This is a genomic window from Cyanobium sp. Cruz-8D1 (assembly GCF_024345975.1).
Lineage (GTDB): Bacteria > Cyanobacteriota > Cyanobacteriia > PCC-6307 > Cyanobiaceae > Cyanobium.
Map to the genome: position 1 here is coordinate 1 of NZ_JAGQCD010000044.1, position 21815 is coordinate 21815.

General features: G+C 67.0%; 26 protein-coding genes. 13 read left to right on the forward strand and 13 right to left on the reverse strand.

Features of this window, described 5'->3' with window-relative positions:
- Positions 1-87 precede the first annotated feature (87 nt).
- The 3 genes from KBZ33_RS17955 to KBZ33_RS17965 are packed head-to-tail and all read left to right on the forward strand — an operon-like array spanning position 88 to position 3517.
- A complete protein-coding gene (locus tag KBZ33_RS17955) occupies positions 88-840 on the forward strand; it encodes a hypothetical protein (RefSeq protein ID WP_254954778.1) in 753 nt (250 codons plus the stop codon).
- Positions 840-2918 (forward strand): 3'-5' exonuclease, encoded by a 2079-nt coding sequence (locus KBZ33_RS17960; protein WP_254954779.1) that lies wholly within the window; start codon positions 840-842, stop codon positions 2916-2918. The genes KBZ33_RS17955 and KBZ33_RS17960 overlap by 1 nt, the downstream gene beginning before the upstream one ends.
- Positions 2915-3517, forward strand: a complete 603-nt coding sequence (locus tag KBZ33_RS17965; RefSeq protein WP_254954780.1) for a hypothetical protein — start codon at positions 2915-2917, stop codon at positions 3515-3517. The genes KBZ33_RS17960 and KBZ33_RS17965 overlap by 4 nt, the downstream gene beginning before the upstream one ends.
- 56 nt (positions 3518-3573) lie before the next feature.
- Here the strand turns inward: KBZ33_RS17965 and KBZ33_RS17970 are convergent, their stop codons facing one another.
- Entirely contained in the window at positions 3574-4203 is a 630-nt protein-coding gene (locus KBZ33_RS17970) for an HNH endonuclease signature motif containing protein (RefSeq protein ID WP_255011881.1), read from the reverse strand.
- 343 nt (positions 4204-4546) lie between these two features.
- Between KBZ33_RS17970 and KBZ33_RS17975 the strand changes: the two genes are divergently transcribed.
- The 8 genes from KBZ33_RS17975 to KBZ33_RS18010 all read left to right on the forward strand — a co-directional run bounded on the left by KBZ33_RS17975 (position 4547) and on the right by KBZ33_RS18010 (position 10660).
- The gene (locus KBZ33_RS17975; protein ID WP_254954782.1) at positions 4547-5482 is read left to right on the forward strand and encodes a zincin-like metallopeptidase domain-containing protein; all 936 of its coding nucleotides are present in this window, start codon (positions 4547-4549) and stop codon (positions 5480-5482) included.
- 168 nt (positions 5483-5650) lie between these two features.
- Positions 5651-5863: a hypothetical protein gene (locus tag KBZ33_RS17980; RefSeq protein WP_254954783.1), complete on the forward strand. Its 213-nt coding sequence runs from the start codon at positions 5651-5653 to the stop codon at positions 5861-5863.
- A gap of 312 nt (positions 5864-6175) precedes the next feature.
- Entirely contained in the window at positions 6176-6862 is a 687-nt protein-coding gene (locus KBZ33_RS17985; RefSeq protein ID WP_254954784.1) for a sigma-70 family RNA polymerase sigma factor, read from the forward strand.
- A 65-nt stretch (positions 6863-6927) separates the two neighbouring features.
- Complete coding sequence (locus KBZ33_RS17990; protein WP_254954785.1) at positions 6928-7176, forward strand: hypothetical protein; 249 nt, start codon at positions 6928-6930, stop codon at positions 7174-7176.
- The gene (locus tag KBZ33_RS17995; protein WP_254954786.1) at positions 7173-8507 is read left to right on the forward strand and encodes a glycoside hydrolase family protein; all 1335 of its coding nucleotides are present in this window, start codon (positions 7173-7175) and stop codon (positions 8505-8507) included. The genes KBZ33_RS17990 and KBZ33_RS17995 overlap by 4 nt, the downstream gene beginning before the upstream one ends.
- A 158-nt stretch (positions 8508-8665) precedes the next feature.
- Entirely contained in the window at positions 8666-9016 is a 351-nt protein-coding gene (locus tag KBZ33_RS18000; RefSeq protein ID WP_254954787.1) for a hypothetical protein, read from the forward strand.
- 347 nt (positions 9017-9363) lie between these two features.
- Positions 9364-9579 (forward strand): hypothetical protein, encoded by a 216-nt coding sequence (locus tag KBZ33_RS18005; protein ID WP_254954788.1) that lies wholly within the window; start codon positions 9364-9366, stop codon positions 9577-9579.
- A 364-nt stretch (positions 9580-9943) separates the two neighbouring features.
- The gene (locus tag KBZ33_RS18010; protein WP_254954789.1) at positions 9944-10660 is read left to right on the forward strand and encodes a hypothetical protein; all 717 of its coding nucleotides are present in this window, start codon (positions 9944-9946) and stop codon (positions 10658-10660) included.
- A 50-nt stretch (positions 10661-10710) separates the two neighbouring features.
- On the opposite strand, the gene KBZ33_RS18015 is transcribed toward KBZ33_RS18010, so the two are convergent.
- Positions 10711-10953 carry a hypothetical protein gene (locus KBZ33_RS18015; protein WP_255011882.1) on the reverse strand — a complete coding sequence of 81 codons (243 nt, stop codon included), beginning with the start codon at positions 10951-10953 and terminating at the stop codon, positions 10711-10713.
- A 133-nt stretch (positions 10954-11086) separates the two neighbouring features.
- Between KBZ33_RS18015 and KBZ33_RS18020 the strand changes: the two genes are divergently transcribed.
- A complete protein-coding gene (locus KBZ33_RS18020) occupies positions 11087-11401 on the forward strand; it encodes a hypothetical protein (RefSeq protein ID WP_254954791.1) in 315 nt (104 codons plus the stop codon).
- Between the two features lie 217 nt (positions 11402-11618).
- On the opposite strand, the gene KBZ33_RS18025 is transcribed toward KBZ33_RS18020, so the two are convergent.
- From KBZ33_RS18025 to KBZ33_RS18070, 10 genes are all read right to left on the reverse strand, one after another.
- Complete coding sequence (locus KBZ33_RS18025; RefSeq protein WP_254954792.1) at positions 11619-12866, reverse strand: hypothetical protein; 1248 nt, start codon at positions 12864-12866, stop codon at positions 11619-11621.
- The gene (locus KBZ33_RS18030) at positions 12863-13762 is read right to left on the reverse strand and encodes a hypothetical protein (RefSeq protein ID WP_254954793.1); all 900 of its coding nucleotides are present in this window, start codon (positions 13760-13762) and stop codon (positions 12863-12865) included. The genes KBZ33_RS18025 and KBZ33_RS18030 overlap by 4 nt, the downstream gene beginning before the upstream one ends.
- A 1-nt stretch (position 13763) precedes the next feature.
- Positions 13764-14192: a hypothetical protein gene (locus KBZ33_RS18035; protein ID WP_254954794.1), complete on the reverse strand. Its 429-nt coding sequence runs from the start codon at positions 14190-14192 to the stop codon at positions 13764-13766.
- A 39-nt stretch (positions 14193-14231) separates the two neighbouring features.
- Positions 14232-15476, reverse strand: a complete 1245-nt coding sequence (locus KBZ33_RS18040) for a hypothetical protein (protein WP_254954803.1) — start codon at positions 15474-15476, stop codon at positions 14232-14234.
- A gap of 283 nt (positions 15477-15759) precedes the next feature.
- Positions 15760-16146, reverse strand: a complete 387-nt coding sequence (locus KBZ33_RS18045) for a hypothetical protein (protein ID WP_254954795.1) — start codon at positions 16144-16146, stop codon at positions 15760-15762.
- Between the two features lie 108 nt (positions 16147-16254).
- Positions 16255-16977, reverse strand: coding sequence for a hypothetical protein (locus KBZ33_RS18050; protein WP_254954796.1), 723 nt, complete (start codon positions 16975-16977; stop codon positions 16255-16257).
- A 5-nt stretch (positions 16978-16982) separates the two neighbouring features.
- The gene (locus KBZ33_RS18055; RefSeq protein ID WP_254954797.1) at positions 16983-17759 is read right to left on the reverse strand and encodes a hypothetical protein; all 777 of its coding nucleotides are present in this window, start codon (positions 17757-17759) and stop codon (positions 16983-16985) included.
- A 19-nt stretch (positions 17760-17778) separates the two neighbouring features.
- Positions 17779-18324 carry a hypothetical protein gene (locus tag KBZ33_RS18060; protein WP_254954798.1) on the reverse strand — a complete coding sequence of 182 codons (546 nt, stop codon included), beginning with the start codon at positions 18322-18324 and terminating at the stop codon, positions 17779-17781.
- Positions 18325-18326: 2 nt separating this feature from the next.
- Positions 18327-18764, reverse strand: coding sequence for a hypothetical protein (locus tag KBZ33_RS18065; protein WP_254954799.1), 438 nt, complete (start codon positions 18762-18764; stop codon positions 18327-18329).
- 35 nt (positions 18765-18799) lie between these two features.
- Positions 18800-19717 (reverse strand): major capsid protein, encoded by a 918-nt coding sequence (locus KBZ33_RS18070; protein ID WP_254954800.1) that lies wholly within the window; start codon positions 19715-19717, stop codon positions 18800-18802.
- 247 nt (positions 19718-19964) lie between these two features.
- Here KBZ33_RS18070 and KBZ33_RS18075 point away from each other — a divergent pair, with 247 nt between their 5' ends.
- A complete protein-coding gene (locus KBZ33_RS18075; protein WP_254954801.1) occupies positions 19965-20189 on the forward strand; it encodes a hypothetical protein in 225 nt (74 codons plus the stop codon).
- Positions 20190-20409: 220 nt separating this feature from the next.
- On the opposite strand, the gene KBZ33_RS18080 is transcribed toward KBZ33_RS18075, so the two are convergent.
- Positions 20410-21264, reverse strand: coding sequence for a hypothetical protein (locus KBZ33_RS18080; protein WP_254954802.1), 855 nt, complete (start codon positions 21262-21264; stop codon positions 20410-20412).
- Positions 21265-21815: the final 551 nt, after the last annotated feature.

Genomic DNA, 21815 nt, shown 5'->3' on the forward strand with positions numbered 1-21815 from the left:
TGCTCGGGATCCGCTCCTCGATCGAGACGTAGGAGAACAGGGAGCCGCTGCGCTCCTGTTGGCCTCGCATCAACGAATGGGCAGTTGATGCATTCTCGCAGAGGTGGCCGGGTTTTTCAGCAAACTCATAAGGAAGACCGCATCAGTTTTGAATCGTTGGATGGTTGGCCGGGTAGCTACATCGCTGGCAAGGGTGCTTACCGTGATGCCGATGGCATTGTGAAAACAGCCGGCATCTTCATCGGCCCAGAGTTCGGAACTGTCTCGCGCGTCGACCTTGTAGAAGCTGCCCGAGAGTGCGCTGATGCTGGCTTTGGTGTGCTGATCAGCTGCGCCTTTAACTACGAAGCCCAGTCCACAGAGTTCGACAAGCTCGGCCCCCTACCGGTTCTCAAAGCCCGCATGAATGCCGATCTGCACATGCAGCCCGACCTCAAGAACACCGGCAAGGGCAACCTGTTCGTGATCTTCGGCGAACCGGACATCGACATCCTCGATGCGCCAGACGACAAGATCCAGGTGAAGATCAATGGCGTCGACGTCTTCGACCCTTCAACAGGTGAGGTGCGCAGCGACGAACCAGCCACCATTGCGTGCTGGTTCATTGACAGCGAGTACAACGGTGAGAGCTTCTTTGTTCGTAAGGCCTACTTCCTCGGACAAAACGATCCCTACAAGAGCCTAAAAACATCGCTCAAGGCTGAGATCGACGAGGAGGCTTGGGATTCATGGAATAGCGACACCTCTGTGCCCTTTACCAAGCCATCAACGGGGCGCATCGCCGTCAAGGTCATCAATCACTTGGGCGATGAGGTGATGAAGGTCTACCGGGTGTCCTGATGCAGTTTCTGCTCGCCGACACTTTTCAAGGCAGTCTTGATCGCCTGAGTGGCGAGGAGCAGAGGGCTGCCAAGGTGGCGGCCTTCGAGCTGCAGATGAGCTCAGCCAACCCTGGTCTGCAGTGCCATCGGCTGGAAAATATCAAAGACAAAAACTTCTGGTCAGCTCGCGCCAGCCGTGACATCCGCCTGATCTTTCACCGCGTGGAGAGCAGCGTGATGCTCTGCTTCGTCGGCCACCACGACCCCGCCTACGAGTGGGCCTCGCGGCGCAAGATCGAAACCCATCCCGTCACCGGTGCCGCTCAGATCGTTGAGATCCGCGAAACTGTCCGCGAGATCCAGATCCCCCTCTACGTCCCGAGCGAACCAGCCCCTGCCCCGGAACCCAAACGGCCCCTCTCCAACCTCACAGAAGACGAGCTACTCAGCTACGGGGTACCCGCCGAGTGGATCCCCGATGTCCGCACTGCGGACGACGACATGCTCCTGGTGATCGCCTCCCACCTCCCCGGTGAGGCGGCAGAAGCGATCATCGACCTGGCCACTGGCACCACGCCGACCAAACCAGAGGTGGTGCCGCCCGAAAGGGGCAATCCCTACGAGCACCCCGATGCCCAACGTCGCTTCCGCGTTGTGTCCGGCACCGAAGAGCTGGCCCGCGCCCTCGACTACCCCTGGGAGAAGTGGATCGTCTTCCTTCACCCCTCCCAGCGCGACTGGGTGCTGCGCTCCTTCAACGGCCCCACTCGGGTGCAGGGTTCCGCTGGCACCGGCAAAACCGTCGTGGCGCTCCACCGTGCCGTGCACCTGGCCCGCGCCAATCCCGACGCGCGGGTGCTGCTCACTACCTTCTCTGCGCCCCTGGCAGCCCTGCTCCAGGAGAAGCTGCATCGCCTCGTCGATGGCGAACCCGCCTTGGTGGAACGGCTGGATGTGCTGGCCATGCAGGAGCTTGGTGAGCGCATGCACGCCGCCCACCTCGGCAAACCGAACCGCATCGCCGTGGAGGATCTCGACGCCATGATCCGCCGCCATGCACCGGCCGAGATCAGCCGGATCTACGGCGAGGCCTTCAGCGTCGAGGAGTTCCGCGACGTCGTCGACGCCTTCCACCTGCGCGACTGGGAAAGCTACCGCGACGTACGCCGGCTGGGACGCAAGAGCCGCCTCAACGAGGCCAAGCGCCGCCTGCTCTGGGAGGGCTTTGAGCAGGCGATGCAGGAGCTCGACGCCAAGAACCTGATCACGGATCACCAGCTTTACCACCGCACTGCTGAGCAGCTGCGGCGTACGGGCGCCCGCCCCTACCAGCACATCGTGGTGGATGAATGCCAAGACATCACCGCAGCCCAGCTGCGCCTGCTTGCAGCGATCGCCGGCACTGGAGCTGATGCGTTGTTCTTCGCAGGGGATCTGGGGCAGCGGATCTTCCAGCAGCCTTTCTCGTGGAACCAATACGGCATCGACATCCGCGGTCGCTCCCGCACCCTGCGCATCAACTACCGCACCTCCCAGCAGATCCGCCAGCAGGCCGACCAGCTGCTCGACCCGGAATCCCGCGATGTGGACGGCAACGTGCAGGATCGCCGTGGTGCCGTATCGGTGATCAGCGGTCCTGATCCAGACATCCGCGAATGCGAAGACCACGACAGCGAGATCGAAGCGGTAGCCAGCTGGATCCAGGAGCGCTTGGCCGAAGGCCTGAACCCGAAGGAGTTCGGTGTGTTCGTGCGCAGCCCACAGGAGCTCGCTCGCGCCCAGGCCGCTTTGGAGCTGGCCGACCTGCCCTACGAGCAGTTGCAGCCCACCGCCATGCGCCTTGGCAGCAAGGCCACCCTCTCCACCATGCACCTGGCCAAAGGCCTTGAGTTCCGCGCCGTGGTGGTGATGGCCTGCGACGAAGACGTGATCCCCAACGCTGAACGCATCAAGGCCCTCACCGACGACAGCGACCTGGAAGAGGTGGTGGCCACCGAACGCCACCTGCTCTATGTGGCCTGCACCCGCGCCCGTGACCACCTGCTGATCACCAGCGGCGACACCTGCTCGGAATTCGTGGAGGACCTGCTCGGGTGAACCAACCCACACCAGAAGCCCTCCGCGTTGCTGAATCTGCCCGCACGATCGCGCTGCAGATGTTGAGCGAGCGCGGCCGGGGAGCTGTGCTCGTCGGTGCAGCCCGCGTGGATGCCGCGTTGGAGGTCCTACTCAAAGCGGCACTGGTGCCTCCCTCGGGCCGTGAAACCCTCTTCCTCACCGATCGCCCGCTGGGATCCTTCGGGGCCCGCATCGCCCTGGCCCAGCGGCTGGGCCTGATCGACCACCACGTGGAACGGGCGTTGCATACGCTGCGCCGAGTTCGCAATGCCTTCGCGCACTCCACGGCGGTGGCCTCCCTTGGCGAGGCCAGCTATCAGAAGCCCCTTGGCGACTGCTGCCAGCACGCCCGCGAAAACCCACTCTGGAGACCACTGGAGCGCATTCTTGATGAGCAGCTCCAGTCCAACCCCAGTGCTGGAGAGAGTAGGGCTCCAGATTGTTTCCTGCGCGACTACATCCTGCTGATCACGATCCTCGTGGCCTTCCTGGAGGCCACCGCCCAGCAGGTGCGCCCGGTAGAACCGACAGTTGTCATGAGCATGACGGGCGTGATGAATCCAAGATTGGCAACTTGAACTCCCATGCAGTTCAGACGAAGTGACTCTGCACGGCTCAACTGCAAATAGGAGCTCTAGAGCACCAGCTTAGCTCCCTTTCGCATGTTTTCAGCTGCCGTGATTAGTTGGAGGTTTCCTGGGTGGTGCATCCCTCCTTTGGCGAGTGGAATGATGTGGTCCACGTGATACTCGATACATCCTGAGGCCTCGTTGAGACGATCTCTCTGCTCGTACAACCGCTGTATCCGCTCCTGCTCGGCTTTGGTGAGGCGGGGTGTCTGTACCTCTAAGCGCTGCTTCCTTCGTTTCAAATATGCGGCAGTCTTATGTCGATTGGCTTCGTATACGGCTTCGGGTACCGGGCAGCTCACTTCAGTTAGATCAAGAGCTGGCTGCTGCATCGCCCAAAGCTCAAGGCGCAGCTGCTTCGAGCACCACTGGTGATAACGGGTATCGCCGTGGAGATCGATCACATCACGGAACCGGCTGACGTCGTAAATGAAGTCATCCCCAAGCCGCTCCCCTGTCCACTGTGTCCAGCAACGAGCCAGGTAGCGGTCTTTGCGGCTGACCCAGATGAACAGGGTCGGTAGTTCAAGGGCCTCTTCACTTTTGGCGGGACCCCGTCGGGCGTAGGTGCGATCACCCTGCTTCGTGATCAGCCCGCGGTCGTTCGACTGAATGACGCGGAACTTCAACGCCATGGCGCCGGTGGCACTCGCCAGCTTTGCCCAGCAGCCTATGGCGCAGAAACCGGACGACCACGAGCCTTAGGTGGGCTCGGGCTCTAACTAAGGACCCAGTGAAGCGACGCGCAGGAATCCTCAGCGTGCGCGGCCGCGCAAGGGCTTCGCAAGCCGGCCCGCCACAGGCGATGAGACGCCGGTGGCACTGGATTCACGGAGCGCTGTGGCCGGCCCTTGTCGCTGGCCGCGCTTGCGCTTGCGGTCCTGCGCTTGCCCATCCGTGGCTTCTACTACACCATCACGCTCCTCCCGGTCAGCCCAGGGAGCTGCTGCTGCCAAGGTCTCGCCTGAGGAGAAGCTGGTGGCCTCCCTGGTCGCCCTGCTGGAGGCCGGCACCACCCCCTGGCGGCGGGAGTGGGATGCCGCCTCGGGGGGCCACCACGTGAATCTGCTCTCCGGCCGCTGCTACCGCGGCGCCAATCCAGCACTGCTCACCCTGGGGATGCACCTGCGGGGGTCAGCTCTGCCCTACTGGTGTGGCTTTGCTGAGGCCAAGGCCCTGGGAATCTTCCCCCGCAAGGGCAGCAAGGCGGTGCATGTGCTGCGGCCCCAAGTGCATCAGGGGGGCGAAGGCATGCTGTCGGAGTCGGGTTCAGCTGCTGAGGTTGGCCAAGGATCAGCTTCCGCCGATGGCCAGTCGTCGGTTCAGCCTGGCCGCAGCTGGGTCACCTACCGGGCGGTGGCACTCTTCAATGCTGCCGATCTGGAAGGCGAGGCTCTGGAGGCGTTGATCCAGAAGCGCCGCCAGGCCGAAGGGGCCGTGCTACGGCCCGAGCCGGAGCGGCTGGCTGATGCAGAGGCGGTGCTCAGCCGCTGGCCGGTGCCCGTGAGTTTCGCGGGTGATCGGGCCTGCTACCTGCCGGTGCCCGATCGCATCCAGCTCCCTGATCGCACCGCCTTCCACTCGGCAGGGGGCCTCTACGCCACCTGGGCCCATGAGGTGATTCATTCCACAGGCCACAGCTCCCGGCTGGCCCGTGATCTCTCCGGCGGCATGGGCGAAGGAGGCGATGGCGGCCTGGTCTATGCCCGCGAGGAGCTGGTGGCCGAGCTGGGCGCCGTGCTCCTCGGCGATCGCCTCGAGATCGGCAGTGCCATGGCCAATCACGCTGCCTATCTGGGCCACTGGGTGGAGCTGCTCAAAGAGTCGCCGCGGGTGCTGTTGCAAGTGCTCCGTGATGCCCGCAAAGCTGCCGATCTGGTCTGCCCTGAAGCACCTGCGGCGGATGGGGGTTGAGCCTGCTGCTGGTGGGCAGGCCGTGGGGTCTGGCGATCACGCCACCCGGCCTGCCCCGGCTTGCACACCGCGCAAGGGCTGACGCGAGTCGCTGCGCTGCGCTCCGCGACCCTTGCACGGCGCAGGCGGCGCCGGGGCGTGTCGGCGGTGTCGTTCGCCAGCCCAGCCATGGCCGCCTCTCCCCTGGTCCGCTCCTGCCCGATCCGCATCATCTCGGTGCATCTCCTTGATGCCGCCGGCCGGCTGCTGCGGGTGCTGTTCCTCGATCGCGAGGGCCACATCTCCGCCGAGCCGCATTACTTGCCCCGAGAAGAGGCCCTGATCCTGGCCGCCAATCAGCAGCGGGTGCTTGGTCCCCAGGCCGAGGTGCGGGTGCTCTGAGCACCCCGGGGCCGGAGGCCCTTCGCCTCCGGCTTTCGGGTGTCGCCGCACCGCCCGTGGGCTTGGGCTTCCTGGAGCAATGGATCGCCTTCCTCCCCAGCGAGCGGGTGGATGCAACAGGTTCCAGCGCGACTCGGCCCATGGCATCGGTATGACGGTTCGATTGGGCGGTCCCTGGGCTGGGGGACCCTGCAGCACCGGCAGTGGGGGAGGGGGGGTGGCCACCGGACCGGCGCACACCCACCGCATCCCTCGGCCAGTCCTCACGCCGCGTCAAGGATCGGGCCAGGCGCCCTCCGGTGTCGGGCGTCCTTGTCCCGGCGCTGCGGCCGGCCGGTGGGGGTGGGGTTCTCCGCCGTCCCCCAGATGGCTTCCCTCTCTTCTTCCCCCTCTGGCAGCAAGCAGCAGTCCCCAGGTCTCAGCCGTTCTGCCCTGCGTACCCGCGATGCCCTGGTGCTGGAGCACCTGCCCCTGGCCGATGCCATTGCCTCCGCCACCGCCCGGCGCCTGTTCCCGCTGGTGGAGCGGGAGGATCTGATCCAGGTGGCCCGCGAGGCCTTGGTGCGCTCCGCTCCCTGCTGCAGAGCAGGCGAGCCTGCTTGGCCCTATCTACGCCGCTGCATCGCCGGGGCCCTGCAGCACCACCTGCGCGATCGCGTCCGCCTGGTGCGCATCTCCCGCCGGGAGCACGAGAAGGGCACCTGCCCGCTGGGGCACAGCAGCCTCGATGCCTGCCTTGATGGCGAGCACTCCCTGCTGGAGCAGCTGGTGGCTCCCGCAGCCGAGCCCCCGCAAGAGCCCTCCCTCGCCGGGTCCGCCCTGGAGCAGCTCGTGGAGCAGCTGCCGGCGGCGCAGGCCACGGCCCTGAGGCTCACCATCCTCGAGGGGCTCTCCCTGCGAGCCGCCGCGGCGCAGCTGCAGATCAGCCCGATGGCGGTGCAGCGGGCCCAGAAGAAGGCTCTGGCCGCCCTGCGCCAGCAGCTGGTGGGGGCGGGCTGAGGCCCCCACGGGGTTTCTTGCCATTCCTGTGGCAAGAGCCAGAGGACCCACCGCCCTCTGGCTTGATGAACCCCCTGCTGCGGCTGCTCGGAGCAGCCGCCTCCCATGGCCTGCTCACCGGCCAGCTCGTCTTCTCAACCGCGTTCGTCGGTGCCTGCGAGCTGCCCAACTGGCTCCAGGCCCCCCGCCAGGTGAATGCCTGCCTGGAGCGCTGGATGACGGTCAGCGCCCTGTTCTTCCCCTCCGGCATGCAGACCGCCATCGGGAAGATCCAACCGGCGCTGGCGCCCGGGCGGCGGGGGGTGTTCCGATGAGCCGCTCCATCCCAGCTGGTGACTACGTCGAGCACTTCGATACCGAGCTGCCGCACCACCGGGCCTGGTTGCTGGCGGTGCTGGAGCGGCTGGTGGCATATGAGCCCCAGGCCCTGGAGGAGGGCAGTGAGCTGCGGGACCTGTGGAAAGCAGCGGTGGAGACGAAGACACCGCAGGCGTGGCCGGAAAAACCGGCTACGGCCACCGACATCCCCGCCGCTGTCGCTGTGGCCCTCCCCCTGGTGCAGGAGTTCGAGGGCTGCCGGCTCACCGCCTACCCCGATCCGGAGACCGGCGGCGAGCCCTGGACGATCGGCTGGGGTACGACGACCTACGTCGATGGCACCCCGGTCAAGGCCGGCGACACGATCACTCAGGAGCTGGCTGATGCCCTGCTGGCTCGCCGTCTGGAGCGGGACTGTCACCTGCTGGCCCAGCGCATCCCCAGCTGGCAGGGGCTGGGCACCAACCAGCAGGCGGCGCTGCTGTCGTTCACCTACAACTGCGGCCCGGCCTGGTTCGGCGGCAAGGGCTTCTCGACCCTCACCAGCCGGCTGCGGCAGGGCGAGCTGGAGCAGGTGCCGGCGGCGCTGATGCTCTACGTGAACCCCGGTGGTCCCAGCGAGGCCGGGCTGCGGCGACGGCGCAAGGCGGAAGCCGCGCTGTGGAGTGCCGCTCCAGGGAGAAAGCCTGTGATGGGTGGCGCCGCCGCTGGAGGAGCCCTCGCGCCAGCAGGCCAGCCCCCATCGGCTTCGCCATCAGGCCAGGCCGCTGCGGATCGAGCCTCTGCCAGCAAGGGAAACCCGCTCTCGGTGCCCTGGTTTTCCCAGCTGGATTCGGCCACCGATCAGGGCCGACGGATGTGCTTCTCCTCCAGTTGCGCCATGCTCCTGGCCTTCCTGAAACCCGGCGTCCTCTCCGGGCCCAACGGCGACGACCAGTACCTGGCCAGGGTCCGCCAGTTCGGCGACACCACCGACCCTGCGGCCCAGATCAAGGCCCTCGTCAGTTACGGCATCACCGCCCGGTTTAGCAAGCAGGCCTGCTTCTCCACCCTGGAAGAACAGATCGCCGCCGGCATCCCTGTCCCCTGCGGCTACCTGCACCGCGGTCCGATCAGCAGTCCGGGCGGCGGAGGCCACTGGCTGATCGTCGTCGGCATCACGCCGTCCCACCTGATCGTGCACGACCCCTACGGGGAGGCGGATCTGGTGAACGGCACCACCATCGGCGGCATCGCCCGCTTCTGCCGCTACAGCCGGCGCAACTTTGCGCGGCGCTGGATGGTGGAAGGAGAGGGCACGGGCTGGGCGGTGCTGGCGCAGAGGTGAAGCACCGGCCACGCAGGGGTAGGGGGATCTGCGGCTGGTGGCCCGTCTGGGGTTCGCCCCTCTGGGGCCTTGCGCCGGACCTCCCCACGCTATGGCCCTCCTGCGTCGGGCCATGGCTGGGATCGGTCCCGTCGCTGCGCCCCCGGCGCACTTCACCCATGGTTGTCACGGCCGCTCCATCCCCCTTCTGCTCGCCTGAGGAGGATCCGTTCCTGCTGCTGCAGTCCACCCTCCGCTGCGTGGAGCGGATCCTGCAGCGCTCCGCCGGCCGGCCCTTGCGCCGCACCTGGATTGAGTTCCCCTATGGGGAGGAAGAGATCACCCTGCTGGAGGAGGAGGTGCTCCCCGCGATCCAGCAGTGCCTGCAGCGGGTCGATGCGATCGATGCCGCCCTGCAGGAGGAGCAGGAGGCGCGGATCGCCATCGCCCAGCTGCAGGAGATCCAGGAGGCCGAGCGGCTGCTGGCCCAAGCCGAGGCTGATCTCCCTTGCGGGGTGCTGAGCCACTGAGGCTCGGGGGCCTTGTGCCCCGGGCTGGCCGGGAGCCTGATCCCGGCTTTTTCCCGCCCCATGGCGGCGGACTGGGCGGGGCAGGCGACTGGAAGGAACCGTGCTGTGGTCGCGGTCGGGACTGGTGGTGCCCCCATCTGGGCCGGTGGCGGTCAGAGCGCACCGAGCGAAGTGGGGCCTGGGTTGCCGTCGGGGCGGTGCGGCTGGCCGGGCCGGCGAACGCCGCCTGGGCCTGCACCGGCGCGGGCCGTCTGGCAAGGGCTGACGTGAATCCCTCGCAGGCTCGGGCCCCTTGCCGGCCGTCTCCTTGCCGGTGCTGATCGGCCCGGTCGTTCGTCTTCCCGGCCATGGCCTCCCTCTCCCCCTGCTGGCCCTGCTGCCCCATCCGCATCGTCTCGGTGCATCTGCTGGATGGCGCCGGTCAGCTGCTGCGGGTGCTGTTCCTCGATCGCGAGGGCTACATCAGCGCCCAGCCGCACTACGTGCCCCGCGCCGAGGCCCTGATCCTGGCCTCGAATCAGCAGATCGTGCTCGGGCCCCAGGCCGCCGTGCGGGTGCTCTGAGGCCCCGTGCCCCTGCGGCTCAGGCCTCTCGGGGCCTGGCCCGCAGGGGTTTGCTGCATTGGCTTCGAGGCGACATCGAAAACTGAGCCACCCGGCGGTTGACCCCATGGACAGGGCGCATCGCTGAGGGTCTGCGACTGCAGCGAAGCCGAATTCTCTCTGGCCATTGGCCTGCCAGCGGACGGCTCCGACTCGATGGTCCTCGGGGTGCCCGGCCGAGTCCGCAGGCCGCCCCAGGATCCGCGCCGCGGCAAGGGTCAGGCCTGGCTCGCCGTTGTTGCGTTGGGCGCTGCCGCGCCAATGGGAGGTGGCGAGCCCTTGACCGGCGGCGCGGTCGGGGGCGGGGTCCTGCGTCCCCTCAGCCGTGGCCCCTGCCGAGTCCCACCGAGCCTCCCTGTCCTTCCCATCTGGCAACGGCAAAACCGGCCCGATCGCTGTCTCCAGCACCAGCCGGCTCACCTGCCCCTCCTCCTGTCCTCTCGCCGGTGATCAGGGCTGCTACGCCGAGGCTGGCTTCCGCACCCGCCTGCAGTGGGATCGGCTCAGCCGGGGCGAGAGCGGCCTGCCGGCGGCGGCCTTCATCCAGCAGGTGGCGGCCCTGCCTGCGGGGGTGATGTTCCGCCATTGCGTCGCCGGGGATCAATGGCCCGATCCGGCCGCTCCGCTGCGGATCGATCAGGCCTTGCTCCTCCAGCTGGCTCAGGCCACACGCCATCTGCGGGCGGCCTGGTCCTACACCCACTTCCCCATGGGCCCGGAGAATCAAGCCGCCCTCCGTCTGGCGGCGGCCAAGGGTCTGGTGATCAATGCCTCCACCGAGTCCCGCTCCATCGCGGCGGGGCTACAGCGGCAGGGAATCCCAGCGGTCTGCGTGGTGCCGCCCGATGCGCCCGCAGTCTTTCGCCATCAGGGCGTGCGGTTCGTGGCCTGCCCGGCCACCAGGCCCGGCAGCGGGGTGCAGTGCAGCTCCTGCGGCGGCCGCTTTGGGATCCCCCTCTGCGCCCAGGCCGCTCGCTCGTTCGTGGTCACCTTCCCGGCCCATGGGGCGCGGGCGGCGGCGGCAGCCCGGCACTGCAGCTGAGCCCTCGGGCCGGCTGGATGGAGGTCTGAGGTGGTCGGCTGTCGCCAATCTCAGATCGTCACCTCAATAATTGCGCAGAGTTCGTCCTTCGTGAGCGTCGCCAACTCCCAGAAGCCGTGCTGCCACGGCCGCAGCAGACCCCGCCTGACCAAGGCATCAAACAGTCGCTCGGCCTGTTCGGGTGTCGCATCAGGGCCGATGTCGTACGCCAGGCTCACGAGCATGTCCGGTGAGCGCAGGAACGTTGCCATGGTCTGGTGGTAGCCGATCAAGACGCCGCCGGCCCTTCCCATGCTGCGGCGCCGCGCAAGGGTTCCACGAGCTGGCCGCCACAGGGCCTGTTTGCCCGGTGAATCTGATTGCAAAGGATTCTGGCCAGCCCTTGCGCGGCGCCGCCTCTGGGTCGGGTCCTCCGCCGCTGCGGCCATGGCCCAGGTCCAGGTTCTCCACGATGTGATCCAGAGCGGGATCCGCTGGCGCGTCACCCTCCATGCCTGCCCCGATCAGGGATCCCTGGTGCGCTTTGAGAAAAGCGGTAAGGGCGGCCGGCTGTTGCATCAGCAATCTGCCCAGTGGAATCCGCTGGCTGGTGGCTTCCTGCTGCCCCGTGAGCGGGTAGCAGGCGGGATGGTGCCTAAATACCTGGTGGAGCGCATTGAAGCCATCCTGCGGGGATCGCCCCTGCCGGCCAGGCGCTCGGAGCGGGAGCAGGTGCGCGGCAGGTTGGTGCGTGCCAGGTAGGGGCCTGGCGGGTGGGCTGCAGATCCCCGTCATCGCTCGCCCCCCTTTCATCCCGCCCGTACGCGACAGGCTGCGCCTGCAGGGAGAACTCGGGTGGACACAACAGGCACAGATACGAGTACCTGATGCCGGAGTTCGAGCGTTCGCCCACCGATCCGTTGCACCTGCTGCTACTGCTCAAGAACATCCGCCGCACCCTGGCGCGTTGAACCAGGCCTCACACCCCCCTGGGCCAGAGCAGCCCTGCAGTGGGTCGAGGGGAACCTCCGGTGCCACCCTCGCCGCCGCCAGTACCCCCACCTCCGCCAGGGTTGTTGCTGAGCAGTGGTCCCTGCTGCGGGTGCTGACGCGCGCCCACCGCACTCATCGCCGGGAAGTGGCGGATGAAGTCCGCCGTGCCGGTGATCAGCTGCAGGCCCCAATGGGGCTGGCCCTGGGGCGGCAGGCCGCTGATGAAGTGCAGCTCGTTGCATTCCCGCCAGTGGCTCAGGGCCAGGGCTGAACTCCAGGGGCTGGGCTGGTTGTGGCCAGTGCCCGCTGGCACCCACAGCCATACGTCTCGATCGGTGGAACGCTGCCCCAGCTGCAGCATCACCCCATCGGGGCGGGTCACCTTGCCGAAATGGGTGCTGGCGCCGCGGGTGGAGGTGGAGCCGATGAACAGCGGCGCCGGCAGCTGGATCAGCGGCGGCGGGCTGTCAAACAGGCCCTGGGCCTGGAGAGTGAAGTCGTAGTGGCCCAGGGCGATGCCGCTGCGCAGCTGGTGGCCGTTCGAGTGGAGGCTGCTGCTCATCGCGGAGGGGAGGCCACCAAAGCGGTTGCCGGAATAGCCGTGCAGCACCACCTGCCCGTAGAACTGCTTGCTGGTGCGGGGAAAGACGGCGATCGAGTTCCAGCCCGTCGTGCCAGGGCTCTTGTATAGAGCATGGCAGCTGTCGCGGTGCAGCTCGTCGTTGCCGCCATGGGTCTTGAGGGCCCAGCAGAAGAACTCCTGGCCAGGGGTGGTGTCGCGTGCGATCAGCAGGATTGCGCCGATGGCGGTGGCCCCGGTGAGGGTGCTGTCGACGTAGGCCAGGCCGGTGCTGTTGGCGCTGGAGTCGCTGTAGGTGCCGTAGCCACCGTTGCTGGTGTTGTTCGTGAAGGTGCTGGCCAGCGCACTGCCGAACACGGCGCTGCTGCTGCTCTGGGTCTCGCCCTGGGCTGTGGTGCTTTCGCTGAGGAACCAGAGGTGGGCAGGTTCCACTGGATGGCCCAGCTGCCAGGTGTAACCCCAGCGGTTGGCGGTGGCATCGGCATGGGAGCGGATGACAGAAAGCGGCGTGCTGGCGTTGCCGGGCAGGGCGTTCACCAGGGCGGCAAAGTCCCGAAAAGCCGCGTCAAGCTGCAGGCCGACCCCAGCAGGGTCCTTGCTGGTCCACTTCCAGCTGCCCGGCGCAAAGCTCTGGCAGAACACCTGATAGGTCATGGCGCCGTGCCTCCTTGTGGGGCAGGTGCGTCCTTGGTGCGCAGCAGCAGGCCATGGCCGCCGATCGCCAGCCACTCGCTGCCATCGGGCGGCTTGAAGTAGCTCATCGCCGCACTGCTGAGGTTCAGCGCCGCGAAATCGGGGGGAAGCAGCAGCGGCTCCCAGAACTGGGCCGGTTCGTTGGCGCTCTCGTAGTAACTCCAGTCGGTGGTGGCGAGCACCAGCTCGGCGGGCCGGCGGATCTGGATCGGGGCGAAGGAGTTTTCACGCAGCAGGGTGCGGGAGCCTGAGGGCTGGCCCGAGCGGAAGTTCCAGCTCACCGCCCGCAACGCATCGAACGTGGTGGAGGGTGGCGAGGCCGCCAGGATCCAGTGGCCGGACACCTGATCGCGGGCGATCAGCAATGGCACCGCCTGCCTGTTCGAGAAGCGGTGCTGGCTGTAAGCAAACACGAAGTATTCAGCCCCCGGTGCTAACGACCACCCCACCTGGGCGTTGAAGGGCAGCGGCGTGGTGCTCCAGCTGCCGCTGCTCAGTCCCACATCGCCGGCCGGGTACACCCAGCCCTGTTGAGTGTCGCCCCCCACGTAGGGCTCGGTGTTACCGATGCCGGGGCGGATCTGCAGGGTGGTGCCGGTAAGGAACACCTCCAGCAGCAGCACCGCCGGAACGCCGCCGGGAGTGAGCTGCGACAAGGTCGCCTCCAGGCGCCAGCCGCAGGGATCGGCAGCGGTCGCGTTGGGATTGGGTGCCGTGGCGAGGCGCAGCTGGTGCTGGCTCACCTGGGCGTTGGCGGCACTGAGCCAGTTCTGCAGATAGCCGTTCACCTCCACCGCCACGGTGGGCCAGGTGGTTTCGGTGCCAAGGCGGCTGATGTCGATCAGGGTGCGGCTCATTTCAGGGCGCCAGCACCACGGCGGTGACGGTGATGGCGATGGCGGCCTGGGCGGTGCCGGTGTTGCGCACCACCGCCCGCAGCAGCGGTGGGCTGTTGGGGGACGTGCCACCGTCGGTTGGGAAGTAGGTGCCGCCCGGCGGAGCAGTAACTGTGAGGGAGGCGGTCGTGGTGACCAGATCGAGCAGCACCCCGCTGCCGGGCGCTGGGTCCTGGGTGATCGGGCGGCTGCCATCGGCCTCCCGCGCCGTCGCCGAGCTGTAGAAGCTCACCCAGCCCGGCGCATCGGTGCTGACGGCGAGGAAATGACCCAGTCGCCCCAGGCCCGGCAGATCGAGCAAGGCACTGGCCCCCGGCAACAGGGGCGTGGTGGTGGCACTCACGCTCAGCCGCTGGCCGGGGACCTGGGTGCGCGGCAGCCAGTTGGCCATCAGCCGGTTCCCATCAGCAGCAGAGGGTGGGGCAGAGCATCAGGGCAGCACCTGGATGCGGCGGATAGCCCGCACCTGGGTGCCTGAGGCGATCGTCTTGCTCTCGGCGAACTGATCGCCCAGGTAGGTCATCCGCAGGTAGGCGGTGCCACTGGCGGCCTGGGTGGAGGTCCAGTGGAAGAAGGGATCGTCGCCGACGTTCTCATCGAAGTGCCGCAGCGTCTCAGCGCCGCCTGCCCGGAAGGCCAGCACGCCAGTGAGGGCCGGATTGCTGTCGCTGTAGTTGCCGCCCGGGGGCACCGCATAGGGGTTGGCGCCATAGCCAGCCCCGGAATAGGTGCCAGGGGCAGTCGCCTCCGCCTTGAAGGCCCGATACAGAAGATCCCACTCCTGGGCGGCTGGCAGGTACCAGTCGTCGTAGCCGCTGATGTTGAGCGAGCGGCAGAACTGCGCCGCTGGATGGCTGGCGTTGTTAATCGCCTCGCTGTTCGCCCAGCCGTCGAACACGCTCGTGGTGCCAGCGCTGGCGGTGTTGGCGCTCTTCCATGCCACGTTCAGCAGCGAGCCCGCCGTCTTTGGCGCAATGATCAGGGCATGGCTGGCCACACCGTTGGCGGTGTGACTGATCAGCCCGGCGTAGTAGCCGCCCTGGAAGGAACTGCCGATCGCCGGTAGGTCAGCAACACGAATGGGCCCGAGCTGATACACCGTGCCGCTGAGCAGGTCGAGATAGAGGTCACCATCCACCGCACCAGGAATGGTCAGCGGAGGAGCACCGCTGCCGGTGAACCAGCCCGTGCCGCGGGGACCGATCAGGCCATCGGTGCCGGCAGAGCCTTGGATGCCTTGTGGTCCCTGCGGCCCAGCTGGTCCTTGGGGGCCAGCGGTCCCAGCGGGCCCCGCCACGCCCACCGGACCCTGGGGCCCCTGGATGGAGCCACCGCTCACCCAGCTGCTGGTGCCGCTGTCCCACACCCGCAGGGAGTCATCAGCCTGCACCAGGTAGGCATCGCCCTGGGCGGCATTGGCCGGCAGGTTGGCGATCGCCGCCACCTGACCCTTGAAGTTGATGCCGATGCCCGCCGGACCCTGGATGCCCTGGCTGCCAGCAGGACCAGCCGGACCTGCAGGGCCTGCCGGACCAGTGGTGCCCTGCAGACCAGAGGGCCCCTGGGGCCCTTGCGGACCCGCTGGCCCTTGGCTGCCCTGAACACCAGGCCCGCCCTGCGGGCCGGCGGGGCCCTGAGGACCGCGAATTGAACCGGTGGAACTCCAGGACCCCATGGCAGCCAGGCAGGTGTTGCGTCAGTGGCTATTACCAGCGAGGTGTGCGCGAGCATCGGAGCACTACCGATGGATGGAGTGTTCGCTGTTGGGCGGGACTGTCCCCATCGAGGGACTATCAAAACTGGCGGAGTCTGAATAGATGTGGTTATGCCGGCGCAGGCAGCGCCTCCCCAGCCACCTGCTAAGCCAAACCGGCGACGCCGGGCGCGTGCAGTTCCGCGCTCCGGCTTTCCCAAGCCCGGCCCAGCCTCCTGCCCTTCCTTCCGGGAGGCAGGAGGTCTTACTGCAGCTCGATCGAAACCGTCAGGGCCTGGGGTGAGCCGCTGACGGCTGTGAGCTGCAGCCACAGCCAGTGGCCCGCGGGGATCTCCGGGTTCTGAAAACTGGTGATCGCACGACCGGTGGTGGTGCTGGCGATGGTGAGCGGATCTGTACTGACGGCTGTGCCAGGAGCCGAGACATCGGCACCATGACGCAGCGACAGGCTGACGCTGGGGCTTGTGCCGCCGCTGAGCACGGCATCAACGCGGCTGATCGTCAGGCCAGCAGGTGCTCGCAGCAGGAGGCGCTTGTCATTGACCTGAGGGTTGGCCAGCCAGGCCACTTGTGGCGGCATGGACCCAGGGGGGCCGAGCAGTGAGGCCAACTGACGCCAGGAGAGGAGCATGGAGAGCAGCGTGCGGCGTCACTGGCTGTTGCCAGCACCTACCCAAGTCCGCCGATCGTGTGCCAACTCCAAGCCAACTCCTAATTCACGCCAAATTTGGAGTTTCACTCAGCCCCCATCGAGCAGTTCGCCCAGGCGCCGAGCGATCAACAGCAGCTGCTCCTGTTGCGGTTCGGGCCGGAAGCTCCTTGCACTTCTTGGCCGTGGGACAGGTCCCGTCTGCCCATAGATGCCAAGCAGCAGGGCTCGGTCTGGGGTTTGGCTGCTGCAGCCCACCGGGCAGAGCAAGGCCACGCCTGCATCAGCAGAAGCTCCGGGGACAGGCGTGCTGCCAATCAGTAGGGCCTGGAGGCTTTCACTGGAGCAAAGGCCTAGCGCTACATGGCCCAGGGCCTCGGCCATCTCCACGCCCAGCAGCGGTTGCTGCCCCGGCGTCAGAGCCAGTTGGCCATGGCGGCCATCTGCGGCCAGCACGGTCACGCTGCCGCCGCCGTCCCACTGCAAGAGGGCCAGGGTGTGGAGGCCAGAGCGATTGGTCTCGATCGCGTTGCGCAGCAGCGTCTGCACCTGCGGCTGCCGCGCGCTTACCTGCTCCTGCAGGCTCTGGGCCTGTGGGGTCGTGATGCGTTTGGCCAGGTCCGGCTGCAGGGTGATCAGCAACCAGGCGGTGTAGAGCACCAGGCCGAGCAGCACGATGCGCGAGAGGCGGTAGAGCAGCTGCCAGGGATTACGGGCAGCGAGCACCTCGCTGATCGCTTTCTGCAGGGCATCACTGGTGGCGCGGGTGAACACCTCCACCCGCTCAGCCAGCCCGCGGTTGTCGCTGGCCATGGCGATCAGGCGCTGAGCTCGTAGACCTGCCCCGAAAGCCGGTCCAGGTAGAAGTCCCCCACTGCCGGTGGCGGCTGCAGGGTTGTAGGCGGCGGGCCATCGCCGGAATACCAGCGGGTGGCACGGCTGCCGACGCCTGATTCCTGCACCACCGCCAGGGCCGGCTCACCGCTGCTGGGGTCCGGCAGGAAACCCAAGCCACCATTCGGGTGGAGCCGTAGGCGCCAGACGACGGCATGGCGGCCGTCGTAGGGCTCACCGGTGATGCCGCCGCTGGGGATCAGTGGCTGGATAACGCCTGCTGTGCCGCCGCCGCCATCGCGATTGTTCAGCAGCTGCTGGGGCGGCACCGGGCAGCCCACCAGGGCGACGGGCAAGGTGGCGATCAGCAGGCCCAGCTGCACCTGCACGGTCACATCGGCCCGCTGGGAATAGGCGTGCCGCAGCCTTGGTGCTGTGCGTGAGATCACCGGCCAGGGCATCACGTTGCTGCTGCCATCGCCCCAGGTCACTGAGATCGGCGTGGGGATGCTCTGGCGCGGGTTGATCAGCAGCTCGATCGCAACTGAACCGATCGGTTCGTTCCAGCGGCTGTCGGCTGGCAGCCAGAACAGCTCCAGGTCATCGGCCGGAATCGGGCCCTTGCGGTAGCCCAGTTCGGCCCAGCGGCTGAACTCCATCGGCAGCACCCATTGCTCAATGCCAGGACAGCCGATAGGGGGAAGCAGCCGCACCCGTTGACCGCCCACGGTGCTTGGCTGCTGGGGCAGGGGGTAGGGCATGGCCGGCAAGTTGGGTGGATCAGATCAACTGGTCGTCAAAGAGGTCGTCTGGAAGGGCGGTAAGCACCGGGAGCTCAGCAGCTGTATCGGTATCGGGCTCGGCATGGGCCTCGGTCTGCGCCGCTGATTCGCTTGGCTCCGTGTCATCGGCAGCGACGTCAACAAGAGCTGCAACCTCATCAATAACGAGATCCGGTTCAGCAGGTGTTGCTTCTGGTTGCGGCTCCTGCTGGGCGGCTGGCGCTACATCGTCAGCAGCAGCAGCGGGCTCCAGCTCCTCCTTGCGGCGGCGACCGCGCCGGCCACGTGTTGCTGCAGGTTTGGCATTGCCCTGCTCCGGGGGCTCGCCAGCAGCCGTGGCGATGGGTACCTGCGGCTCTGCTGTGGAGACCCCAACCGATGGGGCTCCGGCTGTGGTCTCGGCACCAGCAACCCGCCAGCCCAGCGCCAGCCAGCCGGGCAGATGCACCGGCCAGACGTAACGCTCCTGCTGGCCCTGACGGATGCGGAGCATCCCGGCGGGGAGGGGGCCATGGGCTGCCAGCCCCGTTGTTGGCTGGGTCATGGTCAGGCCGGCAGGGTGGCAGTCAGGCCCACCACCATTCCCTCAGGCGTTGAGGGGGTGACGATCGCCTTGGCAAAGCAGAGCGCCGGCAGGTCGGCGTTATCCACATCAGCGGTGTCCAGGAGGATGTCGTGGCCGCTGATGTACGCCTCCACCCGGCCGCCTTCTGCTGGCACAGCGACGGTGGCGACGGGGATGAAGGTGCCTCTGGTTCCATCGCGCAGCTGCGGTGCCAGGTGCAGCACCACCGTTACCGCAGCGCTATGGCCCGGGTGGGACACCAGCAGGGAGAAGCGAGCGGCAGCATCGAGCTTGGTGTTGAGTTTCACCACCTCACCGCTGACGAACACCTTCTCGGTGTCGCGGCTGGCGGAGCGGTTGGTCCAGCCCACCAGCACCGTGGCGGCATCGAGGAGGGCATTGGCCTTGAGCGGAGTCATCGGTCGGTCTCCAAAGAAGGGGTACGGAGTGGTGGTCAGGAAATGGGCGCGATGCTGTGCAGCCGGCCGGCGGAGCGGGGGTGCATGACACCAAAGCCGACGTACCAGTCGATGCGGGTGCGGAAGACCGGGGCATCAGGCACTTCACCCAGGTCACGGACGGAAATGCCGTAACGGCTCTGGAACGGGCCCTGCAGGCCAGTCACCGCCTGATCGCCAAAGGTGCAGCAGTAGATCGAGCTGGTGCCGCCCGCCTCGCCGTAACCCAGCACTTCCAGGCCCTGGGCATCGCGATCGATCGTCAGGATTTCGCACTCCTGGTAGTGGTGCACCATCACCCCCAGGTTGTTGGTGGAGACGTTGTAAACGCCCTGACCAACGGTGGCCCGAGCCAAGGCATTGAGCTGACGGCGCATCGCCTTGCTCATCACCAGGTACTTCATTCCGCCGTAGGAGTTGACCGAGTCGATCAGCTCATCGAGCTTGTCGAAATCGAGCGCCCCGCCACCGTTGTTCAGCGCCATCTCAGCTCCAGGGGTGAGACGCCTGGCTAGGCCGTCAAAGCCCCTGCCCTGGTTGGCGGTGGCGTCGCCATTGACCAGGGCGGCCTCCAGCGTCAACCGCATCGAGCGCACCTTCATCTCCACCTGGGAGGCGCGGGCTTCGGGGCCCTGCAGGTCAACGATCGAGCGGTCCACATCCACGTCACCGCCAAAGAGGTGCACCGCTTCTGATTGGGGATCAACGACGCCGTAGCTCTGCTTGTAGCCCTCGTTCACCGCCCGGAAGCCCACCGAGGGGAGCTCTTTTTCGACGGAATAGAAGAGGCCGCCGCCGGCGATGTTCATGAACGGCAGCCGCGAGAGCAGTTCCCCCTCGCTGAAGGTCTTGATCACCGCCAGATGTTCCAGACGGCTCTCGTACTTGGCTGCCTCGATCAAGGTGAGACCCATCAGTGCTCCGGGGATCCGGCCCCAGCAACGTCACGGGCTATTGCCAGCAGCATCACGGCAACTCCTCAGCGGTGCCCAGGGCGGGACGGGCTGCTGGGGATCAGGGCGGCCATGGGGCTGGGCGAAACCGCCACCCGCTCTGCCCCGGCTCGGGCGCTGCGCCAGGGCTGAACGCGAGTCGCTGCGCGACCCTGGCGCACCCCAGCCAGCGCCGGGGCCTGGTCGGGGTGTCGTTCGCCAGCCAGCCATGGCCGCCTCCGGTCTTCCTTCCCCTGCCCTGCGCTCCTGCTCCATCCGCCTGGTCTCAGTGCATCTGCTCGATGCCGCAGGCCAACTCCTGCGCATCCTGTTTCTTGATCCTGAGGGGCACTACAGCTCCACGCCGCACTATGTGCCCCGTGAGCAGGCGCTGATCCTGGCCGCCAATCACCAGCGGGTGCTGGGCCGTCAGGCTGAGGTGCGGGTGCTCTGAGCCGCCGCCTGCCCTGGGGGCTGCGGCCCCCTTTCTCGTCTGCCAGGGCGTAGTCCCGGGGGACCCTGAAGGACCGATAGGTCCAGCACAGCCAGTAAGGCCAGTCACCAACTCTTGATGGGGCGCCGCTCCGGCCCTTTTCATGATCGGGGGACGCGTCAAGGGTGATACGAGCCGGCCGTTGTTGACGTTGGCTGCGCTGCGCTCCGCATCGGACGTTTCACCTCCGTGAACTGCCCTCACCACCCGCCCCTTCTTCCAGCTGGCGCCAATACTCCCGGTTGCCTACCTTCCCCCCCGCACCCCGGCGCAGGCTGAGCCTGCGATGGCGCAGGCGTATCCAGCCCTGTTGCAGCTCCGCCAGCAGCGAAAGCCCACTGGGGCCGCTCCGGGCCAGGCCGGCGAAACCGATCGCCAACGCCAGGCTGGCGAAGGCATTGCGCAGCAGCTCCGGCAGCAATTGCAGGGGGCTGGCAGGGGGCAGCTGCTGACTCTGGCGGGAGACCTGGGCGGCGGCCTGATCGAGCACGCCACTCACCTGGGTCTTGATGGTGGACAAGGGCAGGGCCTGATCGGCCTCATTGAGCACCGGCCCGTTGAGGGCGAGCAATCGATCGCGCAGTTCGCGGCGGCTGTTGGCGCTGCTCACCACCTGGCGCAGGGCCTGCAGGTTGGTGTCGGCCCGGCGGATGAGGGATTGTTGATCGGCACTGCGCTGTTGCTGCTGGGCCACGGCCGCCAGCGACAGCAACGGCACCAGCAGCAGAAACCCAAGGGCCGCCGCCACCGCCAGCTGGGCGCAGATCCTGCGGCGCTGGATCAGCAGCGAATCCTGCGGATCCAGTTCGGCCGCCAGATGCAACAGGCCCAGACCGATCAACGGAAAGGGTGCGGCATTGATCAAGGCCGAGCCCAGCTTCAGCTGCCAGGCGGACGCCAGCAGCTGGATCGGAAACAGCGAACCCAGCAGGATTGAGCCATAGAGCGCCAACAACACCAGGCCCGCCAGTGACAGGCCCCGGACCGACGACGACGAGCCCCAATCCAGGGGATTGGGCTTGCGGGAAGAGGCCATCAAGGCGGAGCACGAAGGGGTGAGGGAAGGAGCGGGCGAAGGACCAGGGGGCTGGCGGCTTAGCCTCAGAACACCAGGCACCCCAACCCGAGATCGGTAGCCAAAAAAAAGCCCCATCCAGGTGGGGCCGATCAAAACAGCGAGGAGTGCGGCAGATTCGCCAGGAGTTCCATCCCCGCCCTGCGCTCAGGCCAGAGGCGACAGAACGGACGGCAGCGAAGCTGTTTTGAACGAAGCGGTTGCCGGCACCGAACCGGTCTTCAGGCGGCGACGCAGACGACGGCTCCAGCCGAAGGCGGCACCGGCGCCAAGCAGAGGCAGGGGGCCAGGGACGCCTTGAGGGGCCGCTTGAGGGGCCAGGGTTGAGGATGTGATCGTTCCATTGTCACCAGAAGATGTAGAGGTAAAATCTGTAGCAGGACTAAAGGGCACCTCGAATAATCAGCAATTTCCAGGGTCTCTACGGACATGAAAAAGCCGCCGAAGAGGCGGCAGAGCAGGAGAATCTATCTCGACCATCGACGAGATCGCTTGAACCATGGGATCCTCTC